Source organism: Pedobacter quisquiliarum (assembly GCF_014642175.1).
Classification (GTDB): Bacteria; Bacteroidota; Bacteroidia; order Sphingobacteriales; family Sphingobacteriaceae; genus Pedobacter; species Pedobacter quisquiliarum.
In genome coordinates, this window is record NZ_BMIL01000004.1 from 179,508 (window position 1) to 203,143 (window position 23,636).

Annotated in this window: 30 protein-coding genes; 25 read left to right on the plus strand and 5 right to left on the minus strand. The window is 41.8% G+C overall.

Translation table 11 applies throughout. The features are described 5' to 3' along the window. Positions 1 to 9: 9 nt before the first annotated feature. The 22 genes from rpsQ to dnaK all read left to right on the plus strand — a co-directional run bounded on the left by rpsQ (position 10) and on the right by dnaK (position 13,658). Positions 10 to 264, plus strand: a complete 255-nt coding sequence (rpsQ, locus tag IEW69_RS07375) for a 30S ribosomal protein S17 (RefSeq protein WP_037442595.1) — start codon at positions 10 to 12, stop codon at positions 262 to 264. 1 nt (position 265) lies between these two features. Then, complete coding sequence (gene rplN, locus IEW69_RS07380; RefSeq protein WP_008244575.1) at positions 266 to 634, plus strand: 50S ribosomal protein L14; 369 nt, start codon at positions 266 to 268, stop codon at positions 632 to 634. Position 635: 1 nt separating this feature from the next. Further along, complete coding sequence (rplX, locus tag IEW69_RS07385) at positions 636 to 974, plus strand: 50S ribosomal protein L24 (protein ID WP_229663551.1); 339 nt, start codon at positions 636 to 638, stop codon at positions 972 to 974. Continuing rightward, positions 974 to 1,543, plus strand: coding sequence for a 50S ribosomal protein L5 (rplE, locus tag IEW69_RS07390; protein ID WP_188626198.1), 570 nt, complete (start codon positions 974 to 976; stop codon positions 1,541 to 1,543). The genes rplX and rplE overlap by 1 nt, the downstream gene beginning before the upstream one ends. After that, positions 1,543 to 1,812, plus strand: a complete 270-nt coding sequence (gene rpsN, locus IEW69_RS07395) for a 30S ribosomal protein S14 (protein WP_188626199.1) — start codon at positions 1,543 to 1,545, stop codon at positions 1,810 to 1,812. The genes rplE and rpsN overlap by 1 nt, the downstream gene beginning before the upstream one ends. 133 nt (positions 1,813 to 1,945) lie before the next feature. After that, positions 1,946 to 2,344: a 30S ribosomal protein S8 gene (rpsH, locus tag IEW69_RS07400; protein WP_188626200.1), complete on the plus strand. Its 399-nt coding sequence runs from the start codon at positions 1,946 to 1,948 to the stop codon at positions 2,342 to 2,344. 18 nt (positions 2,345 to 2,362) lie between these two features. Continuing rightward, positions 2,363 to 2,920 (plus strand): 50S ribosomal protein L6, encoded by a 558-nt coding sequence (rplF, locus tag IEW69_RS07405; RefSeq protein WP_188626201.1) that lies wholly within the window; start codon positions 2,363 to 2,365, stop codon positions 2,918 to 2,920. Positions 2,921 to 2,925: 5 nt separating this feature from the next. Beyond that, positions 2,926 to 3,279 carry a 50S ribosomal protein L18 gene (gene rplR, locus IEW69_RS07410; protein WP_188626202.1) on the plus strand — a complete coding sequence of 118 codons (354 nt, stop codon included), beginning with the start codon at positions 2,926 to 2,928 and terminating at the stop codon, positions 3,277 to 3,279. Positions 3,280 to 3,297: 18 nt separating this feature from the next. Then, positions 3,298 to 3,816, plus strand: a complete 519-nt coding sequence (rpsE, locus tag IEW69_RS07415; protein ID WP_008244566.1) for a 30S ribosomal protein S5 — start codon at positions 3,298 to 3,300, stop codon at positions 3,814 to 3,816. Between the two features lie 4 nt (positions 3,817 to 3,820). Further along, the gene (rpmD, locus tag IEW69_RS07420) at positions 3,821 to 4,000 is read left to right on the plus strand and encodes a 50S ribosomal protein L30 (protein ID WP_188626203.1); all 180 of its coding nucleotides are present in this window, start codon (positions 3,821 to 3,823) and stop codon (positions 3,998 to 4,000) included. 113 nt (positions 4,001 to 4,113) lie between these two features. Then, positions 4,114 to 4,560: a 50S ribosomal protein L15 gene (rplO, locus tag IEW69_RS07425; protein ID WP_188626204.1), complete on the plus strand. Its 447-nt coding sequence runs from the start codon at positions 4,114 to 4,116 to the stop codon at positions 4,558 to 4,560. 3 nt (positions 4,561 to 4,563) lie between these two features. Continuing rightward, entirely contained in the window at positions 4,564 to 5,898 is a 1,335-nt protein-coding gene (gene secY, locus IEW69_RS07430) for a preprotein translocase subunit SecY (protein ID WP_188626205.1), read from the plus strand. 3 nt (positions 5,899 to 5,901) lie between these two features. Then, positions 5,902 to 6,690: a type I methionyl aminopeptidase gene (gene map, locus IEW69_RS07435; RefSeq protein ID WP_188626206.1), complete on the plus strand. Its 789-nt coding sequence runs from the start codon at positions 5,902 to 5,904 to the stop codon at positions 6,688 to 6,690. Positions 6,691 to 6,757: 67 nt separating this feature from the next. Further along, positions 6,758 to 6,976 (plus strand): translation initiation factor IF-1, encoded by a 219-nt coding sequence (gene infA, locus IEW69_RS07440; protein WP_008244555.1) that lies wholly within the window; start codon positions 6,758 to 6,760, stop codon positions 6,974 to 6,976. 1 nt (position 6,977) lies between these two features. Then, positions 6,978 to 7,094, plus strand: a complete 117-nt coding sequence (gene ykgO / locus IEW69_RS07445) for a type B 50S ribosomal protein L36 (RefSeq protein WP_082434884.1) — start codon at positions 6,978 to 6,980, stop codon at positions 7,092 to 7,094. Positions 7,095 to 7,177: 83 nt separating this feature from the next. After that, positions 7,178 to 7,555 carry a 30S ribosomal protein S13 gene (gene rpsM, locus IEW69_RS07450; protein ID WP_068403475.1) on the plus strand — a complete coding sequence of 126 codons (378 nt, stop codon included), beginning with the start codon at positions 7,178 to 7,180 and terminating at the stop codon, positions 7,553 to 7,555. A 21-nt stretch (positions 7,556 to 7,576) separates the two neighbouring features. After that, a complete protein-coding gene (gene rpsK, locus IEW69_RS07455; RefSeq protein ID WP_188626207.1) occupies positions 7,577 to 7,966 on the plus strand; it encodes a 30S ribosomal protein S11 in 390 nt (129 codons plus the stop codon). 64 nt (positions 7,967 to 8,030) lie between these two features. Then, on the plus strand, positions 8,031 to 8,639 hold the full coding sequence (gene rpsD, locus IEW69_RS07460) for a 30S ribosomal protein S4 (RefSeq protein WP_188626208.1): 609 nt from the start codon (positions 8,031 to 8,033) through the stop codon (positions 8,637 to 8,639). Between the two features lie 87 nt (positions 8,640 to 8,726). After that, entirely contained in the window at positions 8,727 to 9,719 is a 993-nt protein-coding gene (locus tag IEW69_RS07465; RefSeq protein WP_188626209.1) for a DNA-directed RNA polymerase subunit alpha, read from the plus strand. A 73-nt stretch (positions 9,720 to 9,792) separates the two neighbouring features. Next, a complete protein-coding gene (rplQ, locus tag IEW69_RS07470; protein ID WP_188626210.1) occupies positions 9,793 to 10,332 on the plus strand; it encodes a 50S ribosomal protein L17 in 540 nt (179 codons plus the stop codon). A gap of 79 nt (positions 10,333 to 10,411) precedes the next feature. Further along, entirely contained in the window at positions 10,412 to 11,599 is a 1,188-nt protein-coding gene (locus IEW69_RS07475; RefSeq protein ID WP_188626211.1) for a class I SAM-dependent methyltransferase, read from the plus strand. 151 nt (positions 11,600 to 11,750) lie between these two features. Then, on the plus strand, positions 11,751 to 13,658 hold the full coding sequence (gene dnaK / locus IEW69_RS07480; RefSeq protein ID WP_188626212.1) for a molecular chaperone DnaK: 1,908 nt from the start codon (positions 11,751 to 11,753) through the stop codon (positions 13,656 to 13,658). Between the two features lie 206 nt (positions 13,659 to 13,864). On the opposite strand, the gene IEW69_RS07485 is transcribed toward dnaK, so the two are convergent. The 4 genes from IEW69_RS07485 to IEW69_RS07500 form a co-directional block, all read right to left on the minus strand. Continuing rightward, a complete protein-coding gene (locus IEW69_RS07485; protein ID WP_188626213.1) occupies positions 13,865 to 14,764 on the minus strand; it encodes a sugar phosphate nucleotidyltransferase in 900 nt (299 codons plus the stop codon). 83 nt (positions 14,765 to 14,847) lie between these two features. Continuing rightward, positions 14,848 to 15,969, minus strand: a complete 1,122-nt coding sequence (locus IEW69_RS07490) for a M42 family metallopeptidase (RefSeq protein ID WP_188626214.1) — start codon at positions 15,967 to 15,969, stop codon at positions 14,848 to 14,850. Positions 15,970 to 16,212: 243 nt separating this feature from the next. Continuing rightward, positions 16,213 to 17,385 (minus strand): MFS transporter, encoded by a 1,173-nt coding sequence (locus IEW69_RS07495; RefSeq protein WP_229663552.1) that lies wholly within the window; start codon positions 17,383 to 17,385, stop codon positions 16,213 to 16,215. After that, a complete protein-coding gene (locus IEW69_RS07500; protein ID WP_188626215.1) occupies positions 17,386 to 18,927 on the minus strand; it encodes an acyl-CoA carboxylase subunit beta in 1,542 nt (513 codons plus the stop codon). A gap of 191 nt (positions 18,928 to 19,118) precedes the next feature. On the opposite strand from IEW69_RS07500, the gene IEW69_RS07505 reads away from it, so the two are divergent. The 3 genes from IEW69_RS07505 to IEW69_RS07515 all read left to right on the plus strand — a co-directional run bounded on the left by IEW69_RS07505 (position 19,119) and on the right by IEW69_RS07515 (position 21,868). Continuing rightward, a complete protein-coding gene (locus IEW69_RS07505; RefSeq protein WP_188626216.1) occupies positions 19,119 to 19,454 on the plus strand; it encodes a hypothetical protein in 336 nt (111 codons plus the stop codon). A 111-nt stretch (positions 19,455 to 19,565) separates the two neighbouring features. Continuing rightward, positions 19,566 to 21,170 (plus strand): SulP family inorganic anion transporter, encoded by a 1,605-nt coding sequence (locus IEW69_RS07510; protein WP_188626217.1) that lies wholly within the window; start codon positions 19,566 to 19,568, stop codon positions 21,168 to 21,170. Positions 21,171 to 21,196: 26 nt separating this feature from the next. Next, complete coding sequence (locus IEW69_RS07515) at positions 21,197 to 21,868, plus strand: carbonic anhydrase (protein ID WP_188626218.1); 672 nt, start codon at positions 21,197 to 21,199, stop codon at positions 21,866 to 21,868. A 119-nt stretch (positions 21,869 to 21,987) separates the two neighbouring features. Here the strand turns inward: IEW69_RS07515 and pruA are convergent, their stop codons facing one another. After that, on the minus strand, positions 21,988 to 23,625 hold the full coding sequence (gene pruA, locus IEW69_RS07520) for an L-glutamate gamma-semialdehyde dehydrogenase (protein WP_188626219.1): 1,638 nt from the start codon (positions 23,623 to 23,625) through the stop codon (positions 21,988 to 21,990). Positions 23,626 to 23,636 lie beyond the last annotated feature (11 nt).

Here is a 23,636-nt window from a genome sequence, read left to right on the forward strand (position 1 = left end):
AGAGTCGAAATGGAAAGACAATTAAGAAAAACAAGAACCGGGTTAGTGGTAAGCAACAAGATGGATAAATCTGTTGTGGTAGCAGTAGAGCGTAAAGTGAAACACCCGATCTATGGTAAGTTCGTAAAGAAAACTACCAAATTTATGGCTCATGACGAGAAAAACGATTGCGGTATTGGAGATACAGTACTGATCATGGAGACTCGTCCGCTGAGTAAGAACAAGAACTGGAGATTAGTGGAAATTTTAGAAAGGGCTAAATAACATGGTACAACAGGAATCAAGATTAAACGTAGCCGATAATAGCGGCGCAAAAGAAGTATTGGTTATCCGTGTACTTGGTGGTACTGGAAAGCGATATGCTTCTATTGGTGACAAGATCGTTGTTACCGTGAAAAGCGCGTTACCTTCTGGAAACATTAAGAAAGGAACAGTTTCTAAAGCAGTTGTTGTAAGAACAAAGAAAGAGATTAGACGTAAAGATGGTTCTTACATCCGTTTCGACGACAATGCAGCAGTATTATTGAATGCACAAGATGAGCCGCGCGGTACTCGTATTTTCGGCCCGGTAGCAAGAGAACTGCGTGAAAAACAATTCATGAAAATTGTATCATTAGCACCGGAGGTATTATAATATGAAAAATAAAGTAACGACACCAAAAATAAAGATCCGTAAAGGAGATTTAGTAAAGGTTATAGCCGGCGATTCAAAAGGCCAGCAAGGTAACGTACTAGCGGTACAAACTGATAAAAACAGAGTATTGGTAGAAGGCATTAACCTTGTTTCAAAACATACAAAACCAAATGCTGCTACTCCAAATGGTGGTATCATTAAAAAAGAAGCTGCTCTTCACATTTCTAACGTGATGTTAGTTGATCCAAAATCTGGTGAAACTACCCGCGTTGGCAGAAAGCTAAACGCTGATGGGAAATTAGTTAGGGTTGCTAAAAAATCAGGAGAGGAGATCAAATAATGGCTTACGTACCAAGATTAAAAAGTAAATATAAAGAGGAGATTGTAAATAACCTTAAAGATAAGTTTAATTACAAGAGCGTAATGCAGGTTCCTAAATTAGAGAAAATCGCTATCAACCAGGGTGTTGGCCGTTTTTCTGTAACTGACAAGAAGATTATGGACAGTTCTATTTTAGAGATGTCAACCATTTCTGGTCAGCAGGCTGTAGGTGCGAAATCTAAAAAAGATATCTCAAACTTTAAATTACGTAAAGGTATGCCGGTAGGTGTACGTGTAACTTTACGTGATAACAACATGTATGAGTTTTTAGATCGTTTAATTTCCGTAGCTTTGCCGCGTATCCGTGACTTTAAAGGTATCAATGACAAAGGTTTTGATGGTAAAGGCAATTACACTTTAGGTGTAACTGAGCAAATCATCTTCCCGGAGATCAATATCGATAAGATCAGCAAGATTTTAGGTATGGATATTACATTTGTAACAACCGCTACCAACGATGTTGAAGCATTGGAACTTTTAAAACAATTTGGATTACCATTTAAAAATCAAACCCCAACAAATCAGTAATGGCAAGAGAAGGTGTAAAAGCACGCGAAGTTAAGCGCCAAAGATTGGTGGCTAAGTACGCAGATAAACGTGCAGAATTAAAAGCTGCAGGTGACTTCGAAGGACTTGATAAGTTACCTAAAAATTCATCTCCTGTTCGTTTACACAACCGTTGTAAATTAACCGGCCGCCCACGTGGTTACATGCGTACCTTTGGAATTTCCAGGGTTACGTTCCGCGAAATGGCTTTAGCTGGTAAGATTCCGGGAGTAAGAAAAGCGAGCTGGTAAGAATATCCAGTGATACATTAGAAGATCTGCCAGGCGCAGGACTTCTAATGTATTTGCGTTAAAAAGAATATTAACCGATGGAAGGTCGTCCCGAATGGATCGGGAAGGAAACCGCTGTCACAATCATATCAAAATGAATACAGATCCAATAGCAGATTATCTTACAAGAGTAAGAAATGCCATCAAGGCAAATCACAGAATTGTTGAGATTCCTGCATCGAACCTTAAAAAGGAAATGACAAAAGTACTTTTTGACAAAGGTTACATTGCCAACTACAAATTCGAGGACACTACTGCACAAGGCACCATCAAAATTGCTTTGAAGTACAACCCGATTACTAAAGTTCCTGCAATCCGCACTTTGATGCGTATTAGCAAACCAGGTTTAAGGCAATATGCTGGCGTAGGAAATATGCCAAGAGTATTAAACGGTTTAGGTATCGCAATCTTGTCTACTTCAAAAGGAGTTATGACAGATAAAGAAGCAGCTAAACTTAACATTGGTGGCGAAGTTTTGTGTCACGTTTATTAATTAAAGGAGGATAACAAAATGTCAAGAATAGGAAAAGCCCCAATTAATGTTCCTGCTGGAGTAACCATTACCGTATCTAAGGATAACGTTGTAACAGTTGCAGGTCCAAAAGGACAGTTAACTCAAGCAGTTGATTCAGATATCACTGTTAATTTAGAAGATGGCGTACTTACAGTACAACGTCCTACTGAACAAAAAAGACACAAAGCATTGCACGGCTTATACCGTTCATTGTTAAACAATATGGTTATTGGTGTTACTGAAGGTTACAAGCTACAACAAGAATTGGTTGGTGTGGGTTACCGCGCAACCAATACAGGAAATACTCTGGATCTTGTTTTAGGATTCTCTCACCACTATGTGTTCCAGTTACCGGAAGAAATTAAAGTAACAACATCTTCGGAGAAAGGACAGACTCCTAAAATCATTTTAGAGAGTATCGACAAACAACTTATTGGTCAGGTAGCAGCAAAAATCCGCTCATTACGTGCACCAGAGCCTTATAAAGGTAAAGGTATCAAGTTTGTAGGCGAAGTGTTAAGAAGAAAAGCAGGTAAATCAGCTTCTAAAAAATAATCATCATGGCAGGGAAAAAATTATCTCGTAGAGATCGTATAAAAAAAGGAATCAGAAAAAGACTTACAGGTTCTGACAACCGTCCACGTTTATCAGTTTACAGAAGCAATAAAGGGATTTATGCTCAAATCATTAACGACGTAACCGGAACTACATTAGTTTCAGCATCTTCTTTATCTAAAGATTTTACTGGTACCGGAAACAAGTCAGAGCAATCTGTAGCTGTAGGTAAATTAATCGCAGAGAAAGCTATCGCAGCTGGCGTAAAACAAGTTGTTTTCGATAGAAATGGCTATTTATACCACGGTCGTGTTAAATCATTGGCTGAAGGTGCACGTGAAGCTGGTCTAGAATTTTAATCTGATAAATAGAGAAGAATGTCAACTATCAATATAAAAAGAGTTAAGACTAGCGAGATCGAGTTAAAAGATCGTTTAGTTAGTATACAACGTGTTGCCAAAGTAACCAAAGGTGGTCGTACTTTCAGCTTTTCCGCTATCGTAGTGGTAGGTGATGAAAACGGTATCGTAGGTTACGGTCTTGGTAAAGCGAAAGAGGTTACTGAAGCTATCGCTAAAGGTATCGATGACGCTAAGAAGAACCTGGTTAAAGTTCCATTGTTGAACGGAACCGTTCCTCATGAGCAAATCGGTAAGTTTTCTGGTGGTTTCGTATTAATCAAACCAGCTGCAGTTGGTACCGGTGTAATTGCTGGTGGTGCAATGCGTGCAGTATTGGAAAGTGCTGGTGTACATAACGTACTTGCAAAATCAAAAGGTTCATCTAATCCACACAACGTGGTAAAAGCAACAGTAGATGCTTTGACTAAAATGCGTGATGCTTATACCGTCGCTCAACAACGTGGTGTTGATTTAAACAAAGTTTTTAACGGATAACATTATGGCTAGGATTAAAATAACCCAGATTAAAAGCGTTATCGATAGAAGCGAACGCCAGAAAAGAACCATGCAGGCTTTAGGTTTAACTAAAATGAACAAGTCTGTGGAAGTTGAAGCGAACAATGCCATCATTGGTATGATTCGTAAAGTAAACCACCTGGTTGCTATCGAGCAAATCTAATTTAATGGCGGTTGTAAATGCGGAATATAATTCTACATTTGCAACCTCTGTCTATTTTTTAACCGTTGTCCCTGATTAGTGAAAGCGAAGGGCAACACAATGAGTTTCTCAAAATGAACTTAAGTAATTTAAAACCTGCATCAGGTTCAATCAAAAACAGCAAAAGAATTGGTCGTGGTACTGGTTCAGGTCGTGGTGGAACATCTACCCGTGGTCATAAAGGTGCTGGTTCCCGTTCAGGTCACAAAAACAAAATCGGATTTGAAGGTGGTCAAATGCCTTTGCAACGTCGTGTGCCTAAAGTTGGTTTCAAGCCAATTAACCGCGTAGAATACGTTGGCGTTAACTTAGACGTGATCCAAGAACTTGCTGAAAAATTCAATTTAACAACCGTTACATTTGCTGACTTCCAGGAACATGGTTTAGCATCTAAAAATGATCTAGTGAAAGTATTAGGTCGTGGTGAGGTTAAATCGAAAATCGAAGTTAAAGCACATGCTTTTTCTGCTTCAGCGCAAAAAGCTATTGAAGCTGTTGGTGGCTCAATTGAAAAACTGTAATTAATGAAGAAGCTGTTTACTACTTTAAGTAATATCTGGAAAATAGAAGAATTGAGAGAGCGTATCGTTTTTACGCTCATCATTCTTTTGGTCTATAGATTTGTATCACATGTGGTTCTTCCGGGTGTCGATCCAACTGCGTTAGACACGAATGAACAATCTGGCCTGTTAGGTTTGATAGACATGTTTGCTGGAGGATCTTTCTCCCGCGTATCTGTTTTAGCCCTTGGTGTAATGCCATATATTTCAGCGTCTATTGTAGTTCAGTTACTCGGTATTGCTGTTCCTTCTTTCCAGAAAATGCAGAAAGAAGGCGAGAGCGGCAGAAATAAGCTTAACCAAATTACCAGATATCTGACTGTTGCAATCACTGCTGTTCAGGCTATCGGTTACATCAAAACACAGGTTCCTGTGGAGGCGATCATGATCGACCGTACGTTATTTTACGTATTGTCTACGTTCGTGCTTGCTGCAGGTACTTTGTTCGTGATGTGGCTTGGTGAAAAAATCACGGATAAAGGTATCGGAAACGGTGTATCACTGATCATTATGGTTGGTATCATCGCACGTTTGCCTATCGCTTTACAACAAGAGATTAGCTCTAGATTTGTAGGTGAAGGCGGACTGATCGGTCTGGTACTTGAAATCGTTGCTTTATTTGCAGTGGTTATGTTCACCATCCTGATTGTTCAGGGTGTGCGCAAAGTGCCTGTTCAATACGCAAAACGTATTGTTGGTAACAGACAGTTTGGTGGTGTAAGACAGTACATTCCTTTAAAGGTTAATGCAGCTGGTGTTATGCCAATCATCTTCGCGCAAGCGTTGATGTTTATTCCGATGACGCTCACATCATTTTTTCCTTCATTGCAAAACACCTGGTTAATCCAGTTCAGTGACTATACTTCACTTACGTACTGCTTAACATTTGCTTTCTTAATTATTGCCTTTACTTTCTTCTACACTGCAATTACCGTAAACCCTACGCAAATGGCAGATGACATGAAGAAGAACGGTGGTTTTATACCAAGCGTTAAACCAGGACTTGCAACTTCATCTTTTATTGATGATGTTATTTCTAAGATCACTTTCCCAGGATCAATCTTCCTGGCGATCATTGCGATCCTACCTGCGATTGCTGTTAAATTCGGTATCAAATCTGAGTTTGCACATTTCTACGGTGGTACCTCGCTTTTGATTCTTGTTGGTGTTGTACTAGATACGCTTCAGCAAATTGAAAGTTATTTATTGATGCGTCATTACGATGGATTGATGAAAACCGGCAGGGTGACTGGTCGTACAGGGATTCCTGCTGCTACCGGTAGTAATGCCGTGATATAAGTCATGTCAAAAATTTATTATAAATCAGCAGAAGAAGTTGAGTTGATTCGGGAGAGTTCCATGTTGGTGTCTAAGACACTTGCAGAAGTGGCCAAAGTTATCGGCCCGGGAATTACGACCATGAGCTTAAACAAACTTGCTGAGACTTTTATTAAAGATCAGGGTGCCGTTCCGGCATTCCTGAACTATAATGGCTTCCCATACGCTTTATGTATTTCGCCGAATGAACAAGTTGTTCATGGCTTCCCGAGTGATTACGTTATTCAGGAAGGCGATTTAATCTCGGTAGACTGCGGTGTAATCAAGAACAACTATTTCGGTGATTCTGCTTATACGTTCTCCATTGGAGAAATTGATGCAGAGCGCCAGAAGTTGGTTGACGTTACCAAGGCCTGCCTGGTTGCAGGGATAGAGAAAGCAGTTTCCGGTTCCCGGATTGGAGATGTGGGTTATGCCATTCAAAAGATTGCTGAAGACAACGGCTTTGGAGTAGTAAGAGAACTGGTTGGACATGGTGTTGGCGTTAAGCTGCATGAAAAACCGGAAGTACCGAACTACGGACAAAGGGGCCGCGGTATCAAGTTAGAAGAGGGGATGGTGCTAGCGATAGAGCCCATGATTAACGCCGGCACTGCGGGTGTTAAATTTTGGTCTGATGGCTGGACGGTTACCAGTAAGGATAATAAACCATCTGCACACTTTGAACATACGATAGCGGTTAAAAAGGGGAAAGCAGATGTTTTATCCACCTTTTCATTGATTGAAGAAGTTTTGGAGAAAAAGCATAAATAATTAAATTATTTTAATTAATTTTGCAACCCTGTTTAATAGCAGCTAATTAAGTAAAAATCAATAATATATGGCTAAACAAGCCTCAATTGAACAAGACGGAGTAATAAGGGAAGCACTATCGAACGCCATGTTCCGGGTAGAACTGGAAAACGGACATGAGATCATTGCTCACATTTCTGGTAAGATGCGGATGCACTACATCAAGATATTACCAGGGGATAAAGTTAAATTAGAGATGTCGCCTTACGACTTATCGAAGGGCAGGATTACTTATAGATATAAATAAAATGAAAGTTAGGTCATCAATTAAAAAGCGTAGCGCTGATTGCAAAATTATACGTCGTAAGGGTAAACTTTACGTAATCAACAAAAAGAACCCTAAGTTCAAGCAGCGTCAAGGTTAAGAAATTATTTAAGTGTGATTGGATTGGATGAACAGGTTATTCAATCTGTCATTTAATCAAATAATCAAACATTTAGTACAAATATGGCAAGGATATCAGGTATTGATTTACCAAGAAACAAGAGAGGCGAAATCGGTCTAACATACATCTTCGGTGTAGGCAGATCTACTGCTCAACGTATTTTAACGGAAGCAGGCATCGATTTTAGCAAAAAAGTACAAGATTGGTCTGATGAAGAATTATCAGCGATTCGTACAATCATCAACGACGGAATTAAAGTTGAAGGTGCTTTACGTTCAGAGGTTCAGTTGAACATTAAACGTTTAATGGATATCGGTTGCTACCGTGGCTTGCGTCACAGAAAAGGTTTGCCGGTTCGTGGACAACGTACTAAGAACAACTCCAGAACTCGTAAGGGCAAGAGAAAAACAGTTGCTAACAAGAAAAAAGCTACTAAATAAAATTAGTATCAAACAATAATTATGGCTAAGAGTAAAAAAGTAACTAAAAAGCGTATTGTTGTAATTGAGCCTGTTGGTCAGGCACACATCAATGCGACTTTTAACAATATCATTGTTACCCTAACAAACAACAACGGTCAGACCATCTCATGGTCTTCTGCAGGTAAAATGGGCTTCAAGGGTTCTAAAAAGAACACTCCATATGCAGCAGGTCAGGCAGCATCAGACTGTGGTAAGGTAGCATATGATTTAGGTTTACGTAAGGTTGAAGTATTTGTAAAAGGTCCTGGATCTGGTCGTGAATCAGCAATCAGAACATTACAAATTGCAGGTATCGAAGTGACTTCGATTAAGGATATCACCCCGCTTCCACACAATGGATGTCGTCCACCTAAGAAAAGAAGAGTTTAATTTATAATTTTTAAAGCTAAGAGTCTGCAGCTACAGGTTGCACGATACTTTAAAACAAAGAAAAATGGCAAGATATACAGGACCCAAGTCCAAAATCGCGCGTAAATTCAGAGAGCCTATTTTTGGCCCTGATAAAGTTTTAGACAGAAAAAACTATCCTCCTGGCCAACATGGCGTTTCTAAAAGAAGAGGAAAACAATCTGAATATGCTGTTCAGTTAATGGAAAAACAGAAAGTGAAATATACTTACGGTGTATTGGAGCGTCAGTTCCGTAACTTGTTTACCAAAGCATCTTCACGTCAGGGTATTACCGGTGACAACTTATTACAATTATTAGAAGCTCGTTTAGATAATACCGTATATAGATTAGGTATTGCAACTACCCGCTCAGCTGCACGCCAGTTAGTTAGCCATAAACACGTAACAGTGAACGGTGAAGTGGTAAACATTCCTTCTTATCAATTGAAAGCCGGTGATGTAATTGCTGTTCGTGAGAAATCAAAGACATTAGAAGCCATCACGAACTCCGTTGCTGGAAGAGTAATCAATAAATTCAATTGGTTAGACTGGAACGCAAGTGAATTGTCTGGAAAGTTTTTAGCTTATCCAAATCGTGATGAGATCCCAGAAAACATCAAAGAAAACCTTATAGTAGAGTTGTACTCTAAGTAATGAATTGAATCTAACTGCCCTTTAACCAAAGGGCGGTTAGTTTTTTTTGCGTTACAATTTTTAATAAACGATCTAAAAACATTATAAATGGCAATTTTAGCATTTCAGAAACCCGATAAGGTAATCATGCAGAAATCTACTGATTTCGATGGCATATTTGAATTTCGTCCTTTAGAGCCCGGTTTCGGTGTAACAATTGGTAATGCCCTAAGAAGAATTTTACTTTCTTCATTAGAGGGATTCGCAATTACAAGTATCCGTTTTTCTGGTGTTTCTCACGAATTTTCTACCATGAAAGGTGTTGTAGAAGACTTGACTGAAATCATCCTGAATTTAAAGCAAGTTCGTTTTAAAAAAGTTGGTGACACTGGTGATGCTGAAAAGGTATTCATCATTGTAAATGGTCAAGATCAGTTTCTTGCAGGAGACATTACTAAATTCTCAAACAACTTTGAGGTTTTAAACCCGGATTTTGTGATTTGCAATATGGAAAAAACAGTGACTTTAGAGGTGGAATTGACCATCAATAAAGGCCGCGGTTATGTTCCTGCTGAAGAAAATAAAGTTAGTGATGCTGTTGTTGGCGTAATCGCGATCGATTCGATCTTTACCCCAATGAAAAATGTAAAATACACGATTGAAAACTACCGTGTTGAACAAAAAACAGATTACGAAAAATTAATCCTTGAGATTTCTACCGATGGATCTATCCACCCGGAAGAAGCTTTGAAAGAGTCTGCTAAAATCCTTATCCAGCACTTTATGTTGTTCTCTGATGAGAACCTGGTATTGGAGTCGCAGGCGAAAGAAGAAACGAAGGAAGTTGATGAGGAAATCCTACACATGCGTAAGATCCTTAAAACTGAACTTGTTGATCTTGATCTTTCTGTACGTGCATTAAACTGCTTGAAAGCAGCGGATATCCGTACCTTAGCTGACCTAGTGTCTTACGATGTTGCTGACATGTTAAAATTCAGAAACTTCGGTAAAAAATCACTAACTGAAATCCAGGAGCTGGTTAAATCTAAGAGCTTGTCTTTCGGAATGAACCTGTCTAAATTCAAGTTAGACGAAGAATAATAACAAATATAACTATTGTTAATCGTGCATAATTCCCTCGTAAAGAGACGGTATGCACTGAATAAAATCAAAAATGAGACACGGTAAAAAAATTAACCACTTAGGAAGAACAGATTCCCATCGTAAGGCGATGTTAGCCAACATGGCTTCATCATTGATCAAGCACAAAAGAATTACCACTACTTTAGCAAAAGCTAAAGCATTGCGTATGTATGTTGAGCCAATGATCACCAAATCAAAAACAGATACTACACACTCTCGTCGTATCGTTTTTAGTTACTTACAAGATAAAGAAACTGTAACTGAATTATTCCGTGACGTAGCTGCTAAGGTTGCTAACCGTCCGGGTGGTTACACCAGAATTATCAAACTTAACAATCGTTTGGGTGATAATGCTGAGATGGCATTAATCGAATTGGTTGATTACAACGAAGTGTACGGTAAAGATACTGACGCTGCAGAAAAGAAAACCACTCGTCGTGGTAGAAGCAGAACTAAAAAAGCTGATGCACCTGCTGCTGAAACAACCGCTACTTCTGAAGAAGCAACCACTGAAGCGCCAGCTGAAGAAGCTGCTGCACCTGCAGAAGGTGAAGAAGCTAAAGAAGCATAAGCTTTCAGAAACTTTAATTAAGAGCCCTGTTGATTTGATCAGCAGGGCTTTTTTCATTACCCCTTTTAAGATTTAGCATATGACGGAGCTTTCACAGCCTGGCGTTTTCCTGGCTAAAGTTGATGCCGCGCTTGACACAGGCACTTTCAAGAAAATTACTTTCTCTAACTACATCGGTGCGGAGCCGGAACTCAAGAACATATATGTCCGCCTGGTGGAGATCAAACGCACAGCTATGCTGTCGTTCACCTACCGGTACAAAACCCGTGACATTGTGAAGAACTTCCCTGTAGTGGAAGGACGCGCAATGCTGCGTACCCATGTAGCGGAAGATTTTAAAGCCGCGACTATGTTCAGCGCTGAAGCAGATTACGTGTTGCAAGGGCGCGGTCAAGGCTGGACCTTGAAGTCGTTGCCAGCTTCAATGGCTGGCGTATCCATTGCCGCGCACGACAAGCAGAAGGCGCGTAAGATTGATGCTAACGGAAAGCAGTACCTGGTTGATCTAAAACTTACAGATTCCGAAGGTCAGGTGTTTAAAAATGCACAGGATAAGTTTAAACAAATCAATCAATACATAGAGATCTTAAGTCCGATGATTACCGCACTACCAAATGGTAGCATTAAGCGCGTAGCGGATATGGGATCTGGTAAGGGCTATCTGACCTTTGCCTTGTATGATTATTTGTCTAATACCTTACAGCAGTCGGTACAAGTTACTGGCGTGGAGTACCGGGAAGACCTGGTTACTTTATGTAATCAGATCGCTGCTAGCGCAGGCTTCAGCGGTTTGGATTTCGTGCAGGGCAGTATTGAGGGTTATGACACAGCCGGGCTGGACATGTTAATCGCACTGCATGCCTGTGATACGGCTACAGATGATGCTATTTACAAAGGCATTCAGGCTGGTGCGCAATTGATTGTAACTGCACCATGTTGCCATAAGCAAATCCGCCGCGAGATGACCAAAGGGAAGAAAGTTAACGAACTGGACTTAATTACAAGGCATGGCATTTTCCTGGAGCGTCAAGCCGAGATGGTCACAGATGGCATTCGTGCGTTGATTATGGAATACTTTGGCTACCAAACGAAGGTGATGCAGTTTATTTCAGATCAGCATACGCCAAAAAACGTGCTGATTGTTGGTTCAAAAGGCACGGTGGGGGAGCGGGAGCAAGCTGAAATCCTGCAGAAAATTCGCGCAACGAAGGAATTCTTTGGGATTGGATATCACCACCTGGAAAAACTTACCGGCTTGGATCGGTAATATGTCAATTTGGCATTTGTGGTAGCGGTGCTAGCCTTCATTTTCGGCCGCTATGTGCCTCAGTTTTTGCCAATAACTGCCAAATGACGATTGGCACAACCCTTGTTTAAAGGGAAATATCGAATTAGTAAAACATTAAAATAATAATAAAATGGGAAAAATTATTGGTATAGACTTAGGAACAACAAATTCTTGCGTAGCCGTAATGGAGGGTAACGAGCCTGTAGTTATAGCCAACAGTGAGGGTAAGCGTACAACACCATCAATCGTTGCATTTGCAGAGAATGGTGAGCGCAAAGTTGGTGAGCCGGCAAAACGTCAGGCAATCACTAACCCTACAAAAACGATCTCTTCAATCAAACGTTTCATGGGTAGCAGCTTTGCTGAAGTGAGCAAGGAAGCTGGTCGTGTACCTTATAGCGTTGTAAAAGGTGAAAACAACACGCCACGCGTGGAAATTGATGACCGTAAATACACGCCGCAAGAGCTTTCTGCAATGGTATTGCAGAAAATGAAAAAAACAGCAGAAGACTTTTTAGGTCACGAAGTTACAGAAGCAGTTATTACTGTTCCTGCATATTTTAACGATGCACAACGTCAGGCTACGAAAGAAGCTGGCGAGATTGCTGGTTTAACTGTTAAACGTATCATCAACGAGCCAACCGCTGCAGCTTTAGCTTACGGATTGGATAAAGCACACAAAGACATGAAAATTGTTGTGTTTGACTGTGGAGGTGGTACACATGACGTTTCCGTATTGGAATTGGGTGATGGCGTATTTGAAGTAAAATCTACTGACGGTGATACACACTTAGGTGGTGATGACTTTGACCACATTATTATCGAATGGTTAGCTGGTGAATTCAAAAACGAATATGGCATGGACCTTCACCAGGATCCAATGGCTCTTCAACGTTTGAAAGAAGCTGCTGAGAAAGCTAAAATTGAGCTTTCAAGCACAACTTCAACTGAAATCAACTTGCCTTACATCACTGCTGATGCAACCGGCCCGAAACACTTAGTTAGAACTTTAAGCCGTGCTAAATTTGAGCAATTGGCAAGTGATCTGATTAACCGTACCATTGAGCCTTGTAAATCTGCATTGAGAAATGCTGGTCTTAAGACTTCTGATATCGACGAAATTATCCTTGTAGGTGGTTCAACCCGTATCCCTGCAATTCAGGATGCTGTTAAAGCTTTCTTTGGTAAAGAGCCTTCTAAAGGTGTAAACCCTGATGAGGTTGTAGCAATCGGTGCTGCTATCCAAGGTGGTGTATTAACTGGTGAAGTTAAAGATGTACTATTATTAGATGTTACCCCACTTTCATTAGGTATCGAAACTATGGGTGGTGTAATGACGAAATTAATTGAGGCCAACACAACCATCCCTTCTAAAAAAGCGGAGACTTTCTCTACTGCTGCTGATAACCAACCATCTGTAGAGATCCACATTTTACAAGGTGAGCGTCCAATGGCTGCTCAAAACCGTACAATTGGTCGTTTTATCTTAGACGGTATTCCACCAGCACCTCGTGGTGTGCCTCAAGTTGAAGTTGCTTTCGACATCGACGCGAATGGTATCTTACACGTAAGTGCGAAAGATAAAGCTACTGGTAAAGAGCAAAAAATTCGTATTGAAGCATCTTCTGGCTTAACTGACGAAGAGATCAAACGAATGAAAGAAGAAGCAGAAGCAAATGCTGATGCAGATAAAGCTGCTAAAGAAGAAGCAGAGAAAATCAATGCTGCTGATGCACTAATCTTCTCTACAGAGAAACAACTGAAAGAATTCGGTGAGAAGATCTCTGCTGAAAAGAAAGCACCTATCGAAGAAGGTTTGACAAAATTGAAGGAAGCACACGCTTCTAGAAACTTTGCAGACATCGATACTGCTCAAGCTGCGCTTCAAGCTGCATGGAACGAGGCATCTGAAGAGATGTACAAAGCAGGTGCTGATGGATCACAGCCACAAGGCGGTCCTCAGGCTGGCGAACAAGCTCCAGGTGGCGATAACGTTACTGATGTAGACTTCGAAGAAGTTAAAGACGACAAGAAATAAGCTTGTTCTAATATAAAGGAGAAGGCTGCCCAAAAGGCAGCCTTCTCCTGTTTTAGGCTGTTCTGAAAGTTAACGAGCATTTATACGCCGCAACCTAGTTGCTTAAGTCAAGACACTATCTTTCAGTGCGCTGGTTGTAAAAAGAAAAGCCTTTCAGCATACACTGAAAGGCTTTTACATGGCAAATTTATTTTACGTAATTGATCTTAGTTCCAAAGATTGTCCGGGTAGGTACCATCTTTGATCAATTGATCAATGCTTTCTTGAACGATCGGTTTATCTTCTTTGTAAGTAACACCGAACCATTGGCTGCTTGTTGGAATAACTTTTACGTCTGCTTTTTTAGCTCTGATCAAGTGATCACCTACCAATGGAATGAAGAATTCAGCTTTAGGGCTGTCTTTGTGCGCATGCGCAAATTCTTTGAACAACTCCTGACTGATGTTGAAGATGTCTGGTGTAAAGCCCCAGAAGTTCATAGATACACGGGTATCAAACTCTAGCGGATGTTTGTGATCATTCTCTTCGTAAACGATTACATCAAACTCTTTGTAAACATTTGTACGTTCCACAATTTCTTCAAGGTTTCCTGAAGCATCTACCTTACATACGCCACGAGAAACAGATCCGTGCTCAGAAAGGGTTTTACCAATTTCATAACCGATCATGGAATATGTAGTACCGTTAGCTTCCGTGGTAAGAAAAGTGTACATCTTCTGGAAAGCATCTAATCCGTAGAAATCATCAGCGTTGATTACCGCAAATGGTTCTTTAACAACGTTTCTTGCAGCAAGTACAGCGTGAGCAGTACCCCATGGCTTAGCTCTTTCAATTTCAATATCTACGCCGTACTGTTTGATGTCGAAGTTTTGAAACACGTAATCCGTTTCAATTTTGCCGTTCAATTTAGGCTCAAAAATAGATTTGAAGTTGTCAACAAACTCTTCTTTGATGATGAAAACAACTTTGCCAAATCCGGCTTTAATTGCATCATAAATTGAATAGTCAATGATGGTTTCGCCATTAGGCCCGAATCCGTCAATTTGTTTCATGCTTCCATAGCGGCTTGCCATCCCGGCAGCTAAAATCAGTAAAGTAGGTTTCATAATAATTTATATAAACTTTTGGTATAATTATCTTGTTGAATCAGGATCTAATTTCCCTTGTCAACAATAATGTAAAATGCGGCTTAATTGTTTGCCTGATTTGAATATTTAAAGTCGTGATTGTTCTTGATGTTCAATAGCGCGTTATAGATCAGGCTGATTACGTTATCAACATCCTCCTTGTGGATCATCTCCACCGTTGTGTGCATGTAGCGTAGAGGCAAGGAGATCAGCGCTGAAGGCACGCCGCCGTTCGAGTATGCAAATGCATCCGTATCCGTTCCTGTAGAGCGTGAAGAGGCCTGGCGTTGGAATGGAATGTTGTGCTGCTGTGCAGTTTCAATCAGCAATTTGTTCAGGTTGGTTTGTACCGCTGGCGCGTAAGATACCACAGGTCCTTTACCACAGGCCAGATCGCCTTGGGTGATTTTGTTGATCATTGGGGTAGAGGTGTCATGGGTTACATCCGTGATGATCGCCACATTTGGCTTAATGCGGTGAGCAATCATTTCCGCACCACGCAGGCCGATTTCCTCTTGTACGGAATTCACGATGTACAGTCCAAAAGGCAGTTCTTTTTTGTTCTCATGAAGTAAACGGGTAACTTCTGCGATCATGAAACCACCTGCACGGTTATCCAACGCACGACCAACATAGTAGCGGTCATTAAGCACCATGAACTCGTCTTCATACGTGATTACACAGCCTACATGGATGCCTAAAGCTTCTACCTCTTCTTTAGTTGTACAGCCACAATCCAGGAAGATGTTTTTCAATGCTGGAGCTTCCTCTTTCTCACCATTACGGGTGTGAATTGCAGGCCAGCCGAAAACTGCTTTAACCAATCCTTTGTCGGTATGAATATTAACGCGTTTAGAAGGGGCAATCTGATGATCTGAACCACCATTACGGATTACGTAAATAAGGCCGTCTGAAGTGATGTAATTCACAAACCAGGAGATTTCATCGGCATGCGCCTCAATAACAACCTTGAATGCTGCATCCGGGTTAATTACGCCAACTGCAGTTCCGTAGTTGTCGATAAAGCTTTCATGGATGTAAGGCTTTAGATAATCCAGCCATAACTTTTGTCCAGGGTATTCGAATCCGGTCGGAGAGGGATTGTTGATATATGTTTCAAAGAAACGTACAGATTGTTCCGTAACTACAGGAACATGTTTTTTTTCTTCTTCTTGTTCTGACATGATTATTCTAATTTTTGTTTTTATATATCTTGAAGCGTAATCATTTGCTTCAATAGTTGTACTCTAAGTAAAAACGCTGAAGTGTATTCATACTTCAGTGTTTTTGTTTTTATATGTCTTGAAGCTTAATTCTTTGCTTCAATGGTTGTATTTCTAATGAGAACGTTTGTAATCTAAACGCGCTTTCTGCTTTACTTATATACCACGCTAATCCACAAGTTTATATCTACAACTAAACTCGGATTAAGCCAGCTCCGGCTGCTTCCTTTGCTTATAAAAATAATAAAGCAAGATATTCGTGCTGATAACCAAGCCCGAGCCAAGACAAAACAACGGCCACTGCCCTTTATCCCAAAGCCATAATCCGGCGGCAGAACCTACAGACGCACCTACAAAACTCACGGACATAAAAACTGTGTTCAATCGATTCCGGGCTTCCGGAATCAAAGCATAAATGCGGGTCTGATTGGTCACGTGAATGGCCTGCTGGCCAATGTCCAGCAGTATAATACCTGCAACGAACAAAAAGATATGGTGCTTGGTAAAGTAGAACGCAACAATACTGATTAACTGCAACAATAAGCCGATCAAGAGATTCCGTCGTGGATCTTTACCGTCGCTCAGTTTACCCACCAATGGCGCCGCAAGTGCACCAGCAGCACCGGCGATGCCGAACAAGCCAATTTGCAGGGATTGATAATTGAAGGGCGGACTCGCCAGATAAAGCACCATGGTTGTCCAGAATGCACTCAGCGTCGCAAATGCCAGAAAGTTAATCAGGGAAGTTTCCCGGAGCACCGGCTGTGTCTTAATGTACCCGAACATCGAGCCCATCAATTGTTTGTAATTGCCCTTGAAACTTGGTAGACTTGAAGGAAAACGCCTCGCCATTAGCAGCACCAGCAGTAGACAAATGCCGGCGGCAATCAGGAACATGGAGCGCCAACCCCACAGATAACCAATGGTCCCACTCACAGACCGGGAACCAAGAATACCAATGAGTAAACCGCTCATGATGATGCCTACGGTTTGACCGCGGTTCTCGTCCGAAGACAAGTTAGCCGCCATGGGTAAAATCAACTGGGGTACAATGGAACTGGCGCCGATCAGCACACAGGCGATCTGCAGAACCAGGAAGGATTGGGAGAACCCGGCAATCAGCAAGGATAATATGGCCAATCCGGTAATGACCAGGATCTGCTTCTTGCGCTCAAACATATCGCCTAGTGGTACAAGCAGCAATAAACCTATTGCATAACCTGCCTGCGTCAGGTAAGTGGCGCGGCCGGCAACACTTTCAGTGATGTTGAACTCCCTTGCGATCAAGATGATCAGCGGCTGGCAATAGTAAATATTTGCGACAATCAGACCTGTGCAAAAGGCCATCAGCAGTACATCTGCACGACTCAACTTCATCTATAGGGGTATATTTCCGTGTTTCTTTTTAGGGTTATTAACCACTTTGTTCTCCAACATTTTGAAGGCTTTGATCAGTTTGCTGCGCGTTTGCGAAGGCTCAATCACTTCATCAACGAAGCCGCGTTCTGCAGCCCGGTAAGGGTTAGCAAAAATCTCGGCGTACAGCTGCTCCTTTTCCTGCAATTTCTGTTCCGGGTTTTCCGCGGTACTGATCTCCTTCTTGAATATGATTTCTGCAGCACCTTTAGCACCCATAACCGCGATCTCAGCACTTGGCCAGGCATAGTTCATGTCGGCACCGATATGTTTGGAGTTCATCACATCATATGCACCACCGTAGGCTTTTCTTGTGATTACCGTAATACGTGGCACGGTCGCTTCACTGAATGCATACAACAGCTTCGCGCCATTGCTAATGATGCCATTCCATTCCTGATCCGTACCCGGCAAAAAGCCCGGAACATCTTCTAAAACCAGGAGCGGGATGTTGAAACAGTCGCAGAACCGCACAAAGCGAGCTGCCTTAACCGACGCATTGTTGTCGAGCACACCGGCCAGGTAAGCTGGCTGATTGCCCACGATGCCGATACTTCTTCCTGCAAGTCGCGCAAAGCCAACCACGATGTTCTCTGCAAAATCCTTATGAACCTCCAGAAAGCTATCCGAATCCGCGATAGCGGCAATCACTTCGCGCATGTCGTAAGGTTGACTGGAGCTTTCCGGCAGGAGGGTGTTAAGCGAAGGACGCGCTTCCTCAGCTGCCGTAAAGGGTAGGTGTGCTGGTATTTCTTCGCAGTTCTGCGGCATATAGCTCAACAGCTTTTTGATGTGGCTGATGGCGTCAAGTTCATTTACACAAGAGAAGTGCGTAACACCAGACTTAGTGGCATGCGTAGAAGCACCACCAAGTTCCTCAGAGGTTACCTGCTCATGTGTTACCGTCTTAACCACGTTAGGACCGGTAACGAACATATAAGATGTGTTTTCAACCATCAACACGAAATCTGTAATGGCTGGGGAGTATACTGCGCCACCGGCACATGGGCCCATGATTGCAGATAACTGCGGCACCACGCCAGATGCCTGTACATTCTTGTAGAAGATGTCTGCGTAGCCACCAAGGGATACTACACCCTCCTGAATCCTGGCACCACCACTGTCATTCAAACCGATAAGGGGTGCACCATTCTTCATGGCCATGTCCATAACCTTGCAGATTTTCTCTGCATGTGTCTCCGATAAGGAGCCGCCGAAAACGGTGAAATCTTGCGAGAATACATATACTAACCTGCCGGAAATGGTACCGTAGCCGGTTACCACGCCATCACCATAATACTTTTCCTTCTCCATTCCGAAATCTGTGCTCCGGTGTGTTACCAGCATTCCGATCTCTTCAAAGGAGTTTTCATCCAATAGGAAGTGAAGTCTTTCACGTGCAGTAAGTTTTCCTTTTTTATGCTGACTGGCGATACGGGCTTCACCGCCTGCCGCCATGGCTTGTTGTGCTTTATCTTTTAAGAGCTGTAGTTTGTTTTCCATTCCGAAATTACTATTCAGGCTAAAATACATTTTAACCTTTATTTAATAAGATACTCCAAGTGTTTTTGGGCACTATTTTGTGAAATTCACAAGTTCAATAAAGGTTAATTACAAATTTTTTACATGATCCATGCTGAGATTTATCATCGGGGTACTATTTTTGACCCAGGAAAAGAAATATTTAACCTTAAATGTCCAGAAAGAAATATCAGTTTTTTGCAGCCATCATTTTTCTTAGCGTTTTTTGCGCTAAGATGTTGATTTCCGCTGCACCTGTATTTCTTGAAAAATTGGATAAAGAATTGATGAACTCTGTCATCATGCAGGTTGAATTGGAACATGGGTCGGATAATGAGTCGGGGAAAACCATTAAGTATGTAGATTTTAAAATCATCAACCATACTTACAGTTCCTACATACCGGTTGTTTATGATTTCATGCTCACCAACACCTTCCAGAAACACTCCAAGCGATATGTAAATCCATATCACCCTTCGGTACCAACCCCGCCACCGAACTTTTCATAAACATTAAATTATCCACTGCGCAGCAGTGTGAACATCCAATTTAATTTTCATTAAAGATTTTGATCATGCCTGTAAAATCGGGCCCCTTGACTTCTTTAAATAATAATGTTTATGAAAAATGAAAAATCAACTCTATCAGGGTTGGGTCTTAAGAAGTATTTTCTTAAAAAGAATTTGAAACAAGATTTGCCGGCGAGTATCGTTGTTTTCTTAGTAGCCTTACCACTATGTTTAGGTATTGCTATGGCGTCAGGTGCGCCACTTTTCGCCGGTTTAATCACAGGTATTGTTGGTGGTATTGTTGTCGGCGCCCTAAGTGGTTCCCAGCTTAGCGTTAGTGGACCAGCAGCCGGTTTAACCGTGATTGTCCTTGGTGCAATTGCCTCTCTGGGCAGTTACCAAACCTTTATTCTTGCTGTAATGCTTGCTGGTGTTATGCAATTCGCCCTTGGCCTTGCCAAAGCAGGTACCATCGGGAACTACTTTCCCTCCAGCGTAATCCAGGGGATGCTCGCCGCAATTGGTGTTATCCTGATCTTGAAACAACTACCACATGCCTTGGGTGTCGATTCTGACTTCCCAGGAGATGAGGCATTTGTACAAAGTGACCAGCAAAATACCTTCTCTGCACTCGAAAATGCAATGAACCAATTTAGCGTTGCAGCAATCGTTATCAGTTCCCTATCCATTGCCGTGCTGTTAATCTGGCCGAAATTCAAGAAACTTGCACTGGTACCAGCACCACTTGTGGTTGTATTTATCGGTATCGGTTTAACACTGGTTTTCAGTAGTACAGGTTTTGCACTACGCCCAGACCAAATGGTATCCATCCCGGTTGTGAATGGCTGGAATGAATTTACAGGCTTGTTTATCATGCCCGACTTTTCACAGATTGCTAACAAGGATGTGTGGATCGTTGCAGGTACAATCGCTATTGTAGCGAGTCTTGAAACATTGTTAAGTATCGAAGCAATTGATAAAATCGACCCGATTAAACGTGTTTCACCAACCAACCGCGAGCTTATGGCGCAAGGTGCAGGTAACATGGTAAGTGGATTTTTAGGTGGTTTACCGATGACTTCAGTAATTGTAAGAAGCTCGGCAAACGTTGGCGCAGGTGGACGAACCAAAATGTCCGCTATTTTCCACGGTACCTGGTTATTACTTTCCCTACTCTTTATCCCATTTGTGATTAACCTCATTCCACTTGCCTGTCTTGCAGCGGTGCTGATTGTAACTGGTTACAAGTTAGCGAAGGTGGACTTGTTTAAAAACATGTACAAAAAAGGATGGGATCAGTTTATACCTTTCGTAGTAACGGTACTTGCAGTAATCTTCACCGACTTGTTAAAAGGTGTGGCCCTGGGTATGGTGGTATCCATTTTCTACCTCCTTCGTACAAACATGCGAAACTCGTACTTCTACAGAATCACGCAGGATGACCAGAAGAAAAACATCAGAATCAAGCTTGCCGAAGAAGTATCTTTCCTAAACAAAGCTGCAATTCAGGTGATGCTGACGAAAATTCCGCAAGAAACCAATGTGATCATTGATGGTACCAATGCCAGATATATTGATCCGGATGTCCTGGAGATCATCAACAACTTCAAGCACAATGCCTACACAAAAGGTATTATTGTGCAGCTTGAGAACATCAAGACCACGTATACGGTGCCTAAAATAGACATCAAAACAATGGAAGAAATCAACAATTAAGAACCATAAATTAAAATATAAAAGCTATGTGCGCAGTACAAGAATCAAACAACACACACATTACATACGAAAGTTTATTAGCAGGTAACAAAGAGTGGGTAGCAAAAACCCTGGACGAAAATCCTGACTTCTTCAACAAGCTTGCTAAAGGGCAGAAACCACCGGTATTATGGATCGGCTGTTCAGATAGCCGTGTACCTGCAAACCAGATCACGAACACCAATCCAGGTGATATCTTCGTATTAAGAAACATCGCGAACGTTGTTGTACACACAGATATGAGCATGCTAAGCGTGCTCGATTATGCCGTAAACGTATTGGGCGTAGAACATGTAATTGTTTGCGGTCACTATGGTTGTGGAGGTGTTGAAGCCGCATTAGGTAACAAACAGTTCGGTATTATCGACAACTGGTTGCGTGCCATTAAAGATACCTACAGGCTACACCAGGATGAAATGGACGGTATTACCGACCACAAAGAGCGTTGTGCCCGCCTGGTGGAGCTTAACGTTATGGAAAGCGTATTTAACCTGACCAAAACTTCCATCATCCAGAACAAATGGGCTAATGGAAGTAAGTTAAGTGTTCATGGTTGGGTGTATAGCATTGAAACTGGCTTAATCACAGATCTTGAGTTAAGCTCTTCAGGTGCGGATAACTTGTCATCCGTGTTCCGTGTAATTGACGAGCCAAAATAGGACAACTTCCTTTTGGTAAAAGGCCGTTTTTAGTTTAGTAAAAGAAAAAGCTCCCAGAATTTGGGAGCTTTTCTTGTATGTAATAACCTCAGTAAGGAGCCGTAAGGCGACTCAAAGACTTAGTTTTCTTCCGCTAAGAATGGGTAACGGTAATCTCTTGCAGGTGCGAAAGTTTCTTTGATTGCACGTGGAGATACCCAACGCAATAAGTTGATCATAGAACCCGCTTTATCGTTTGTACCAGAACCTCTGGCACCGCCAAATGGCTGCTGACCTACAACTGCACCAGTACATTTATCATTGATGTAGAAGTTACCTGCTGCATTGCGAAGTCCAACAGAAGCCTTCTCAATCGCATAGCGATCTTGTGCAATCACGGCACCTGTTAATGCATAGATAGAAGTAGTATCTATAATTTCAATTACCTGATCAAAGTCAGCATCCTCGTATACATAAAGTGTTAATACCGGGCCAAATAGCTCTTCACACATCGTTACATATTTTGGATCTTTTACAACAATCACAGTTGGCTCAATGAAGTAGCCTTTAGATTTGTCGTAACCGCCACCAGCGATAATCTCTACTGCAGGATCTGCTTTCGCAGCGTCGATGTATTTGGCAAGTTTGTCGAATGAATTCTCGTCAATTACCGCATTGATGAAGTTGCTGAAATCTTCTGTTCCGCCCATTTTAAAGGTTGCCATATCACGAACCATAAGATCTTTAATCTGCGGCCAGATGCTTTGTGCAACATAAACCCTTGAAGCAGCAGAACATTTCTGTCCCTGATACTCAAAAGCACCTCTCACGATTGCAGTTGCTGATGCTTCCACATCTGCAGATCCGTGAACCAGGATAAAGTCTTTACCGCCAGTCTCACCTACAATGCGCGGGTAGGTTTTGTATTTGTGAATGTTGGTACCAATTGTTTTCCAGATGTCCTGGAATACGCCTGTAGAACCAGTGAAGTGAATACCTGCGAAATCAGCATGGTTAAAGATCACCTCACCCGCAACCGGACCAGATACATAGATCAGGTTGATTACGCCGTCAGGCAGACCAGCTTCCTTGAAAATCTCCATCAGCAGGTTAGCGGCATAAATTTGCGTATTCGCAGGTTTCCAGACCACAACGTTACCCATCATGGCAACAGAAGTTGGTAGGTTACCAGCAATTGCAGTAAAGTTGAAAGGTGTTAATGCGAACACAAAACCTTCTAAGGGGCGTTGCTCAAGTCTGTTCCAGGTACCTTTGCTGGAAACCGGAGGTTGTTGTTTATAGATATCAGACATGTAACTTACGTTGAAACGTAAGAAGTCGATCAGCTCACACGCTGAATCAATCTCCGCCTGATAAGCGTTTTTAGATTGCCCCAACATCGTTGCAGCATTCAGTTTATAACGATAAGGACCAGCAATTAGATCAGCCGCTTTCAGGAAGATTGCCGCGCGGTGTTCCCAGGCCAGGTTTTCCCAGTCTGCTTTCGCCGCTAATGCTGCATCAATTGCTTGCTGAACGTGACTGCTGTCACCTTTACTATATTTACCTAAAATGTGTTGATGATCGTGTGGAGGGGTGATGTTTCCTTTTTGATCCGTATGTACAGCCTTTCCAGCAATGTGCATTGGAATTTCCAGTTGCTTTGAACGTGCTTCTGCGATCGCTTCTTTTAAAAGCTGACGTTCTTTGCTGCCCGGTGCATAGTCTAAGATTGGCTCATTGACAGGTGTAGGTACGTTAAAAAATCCTTTAAGCATAGTTTAATGTT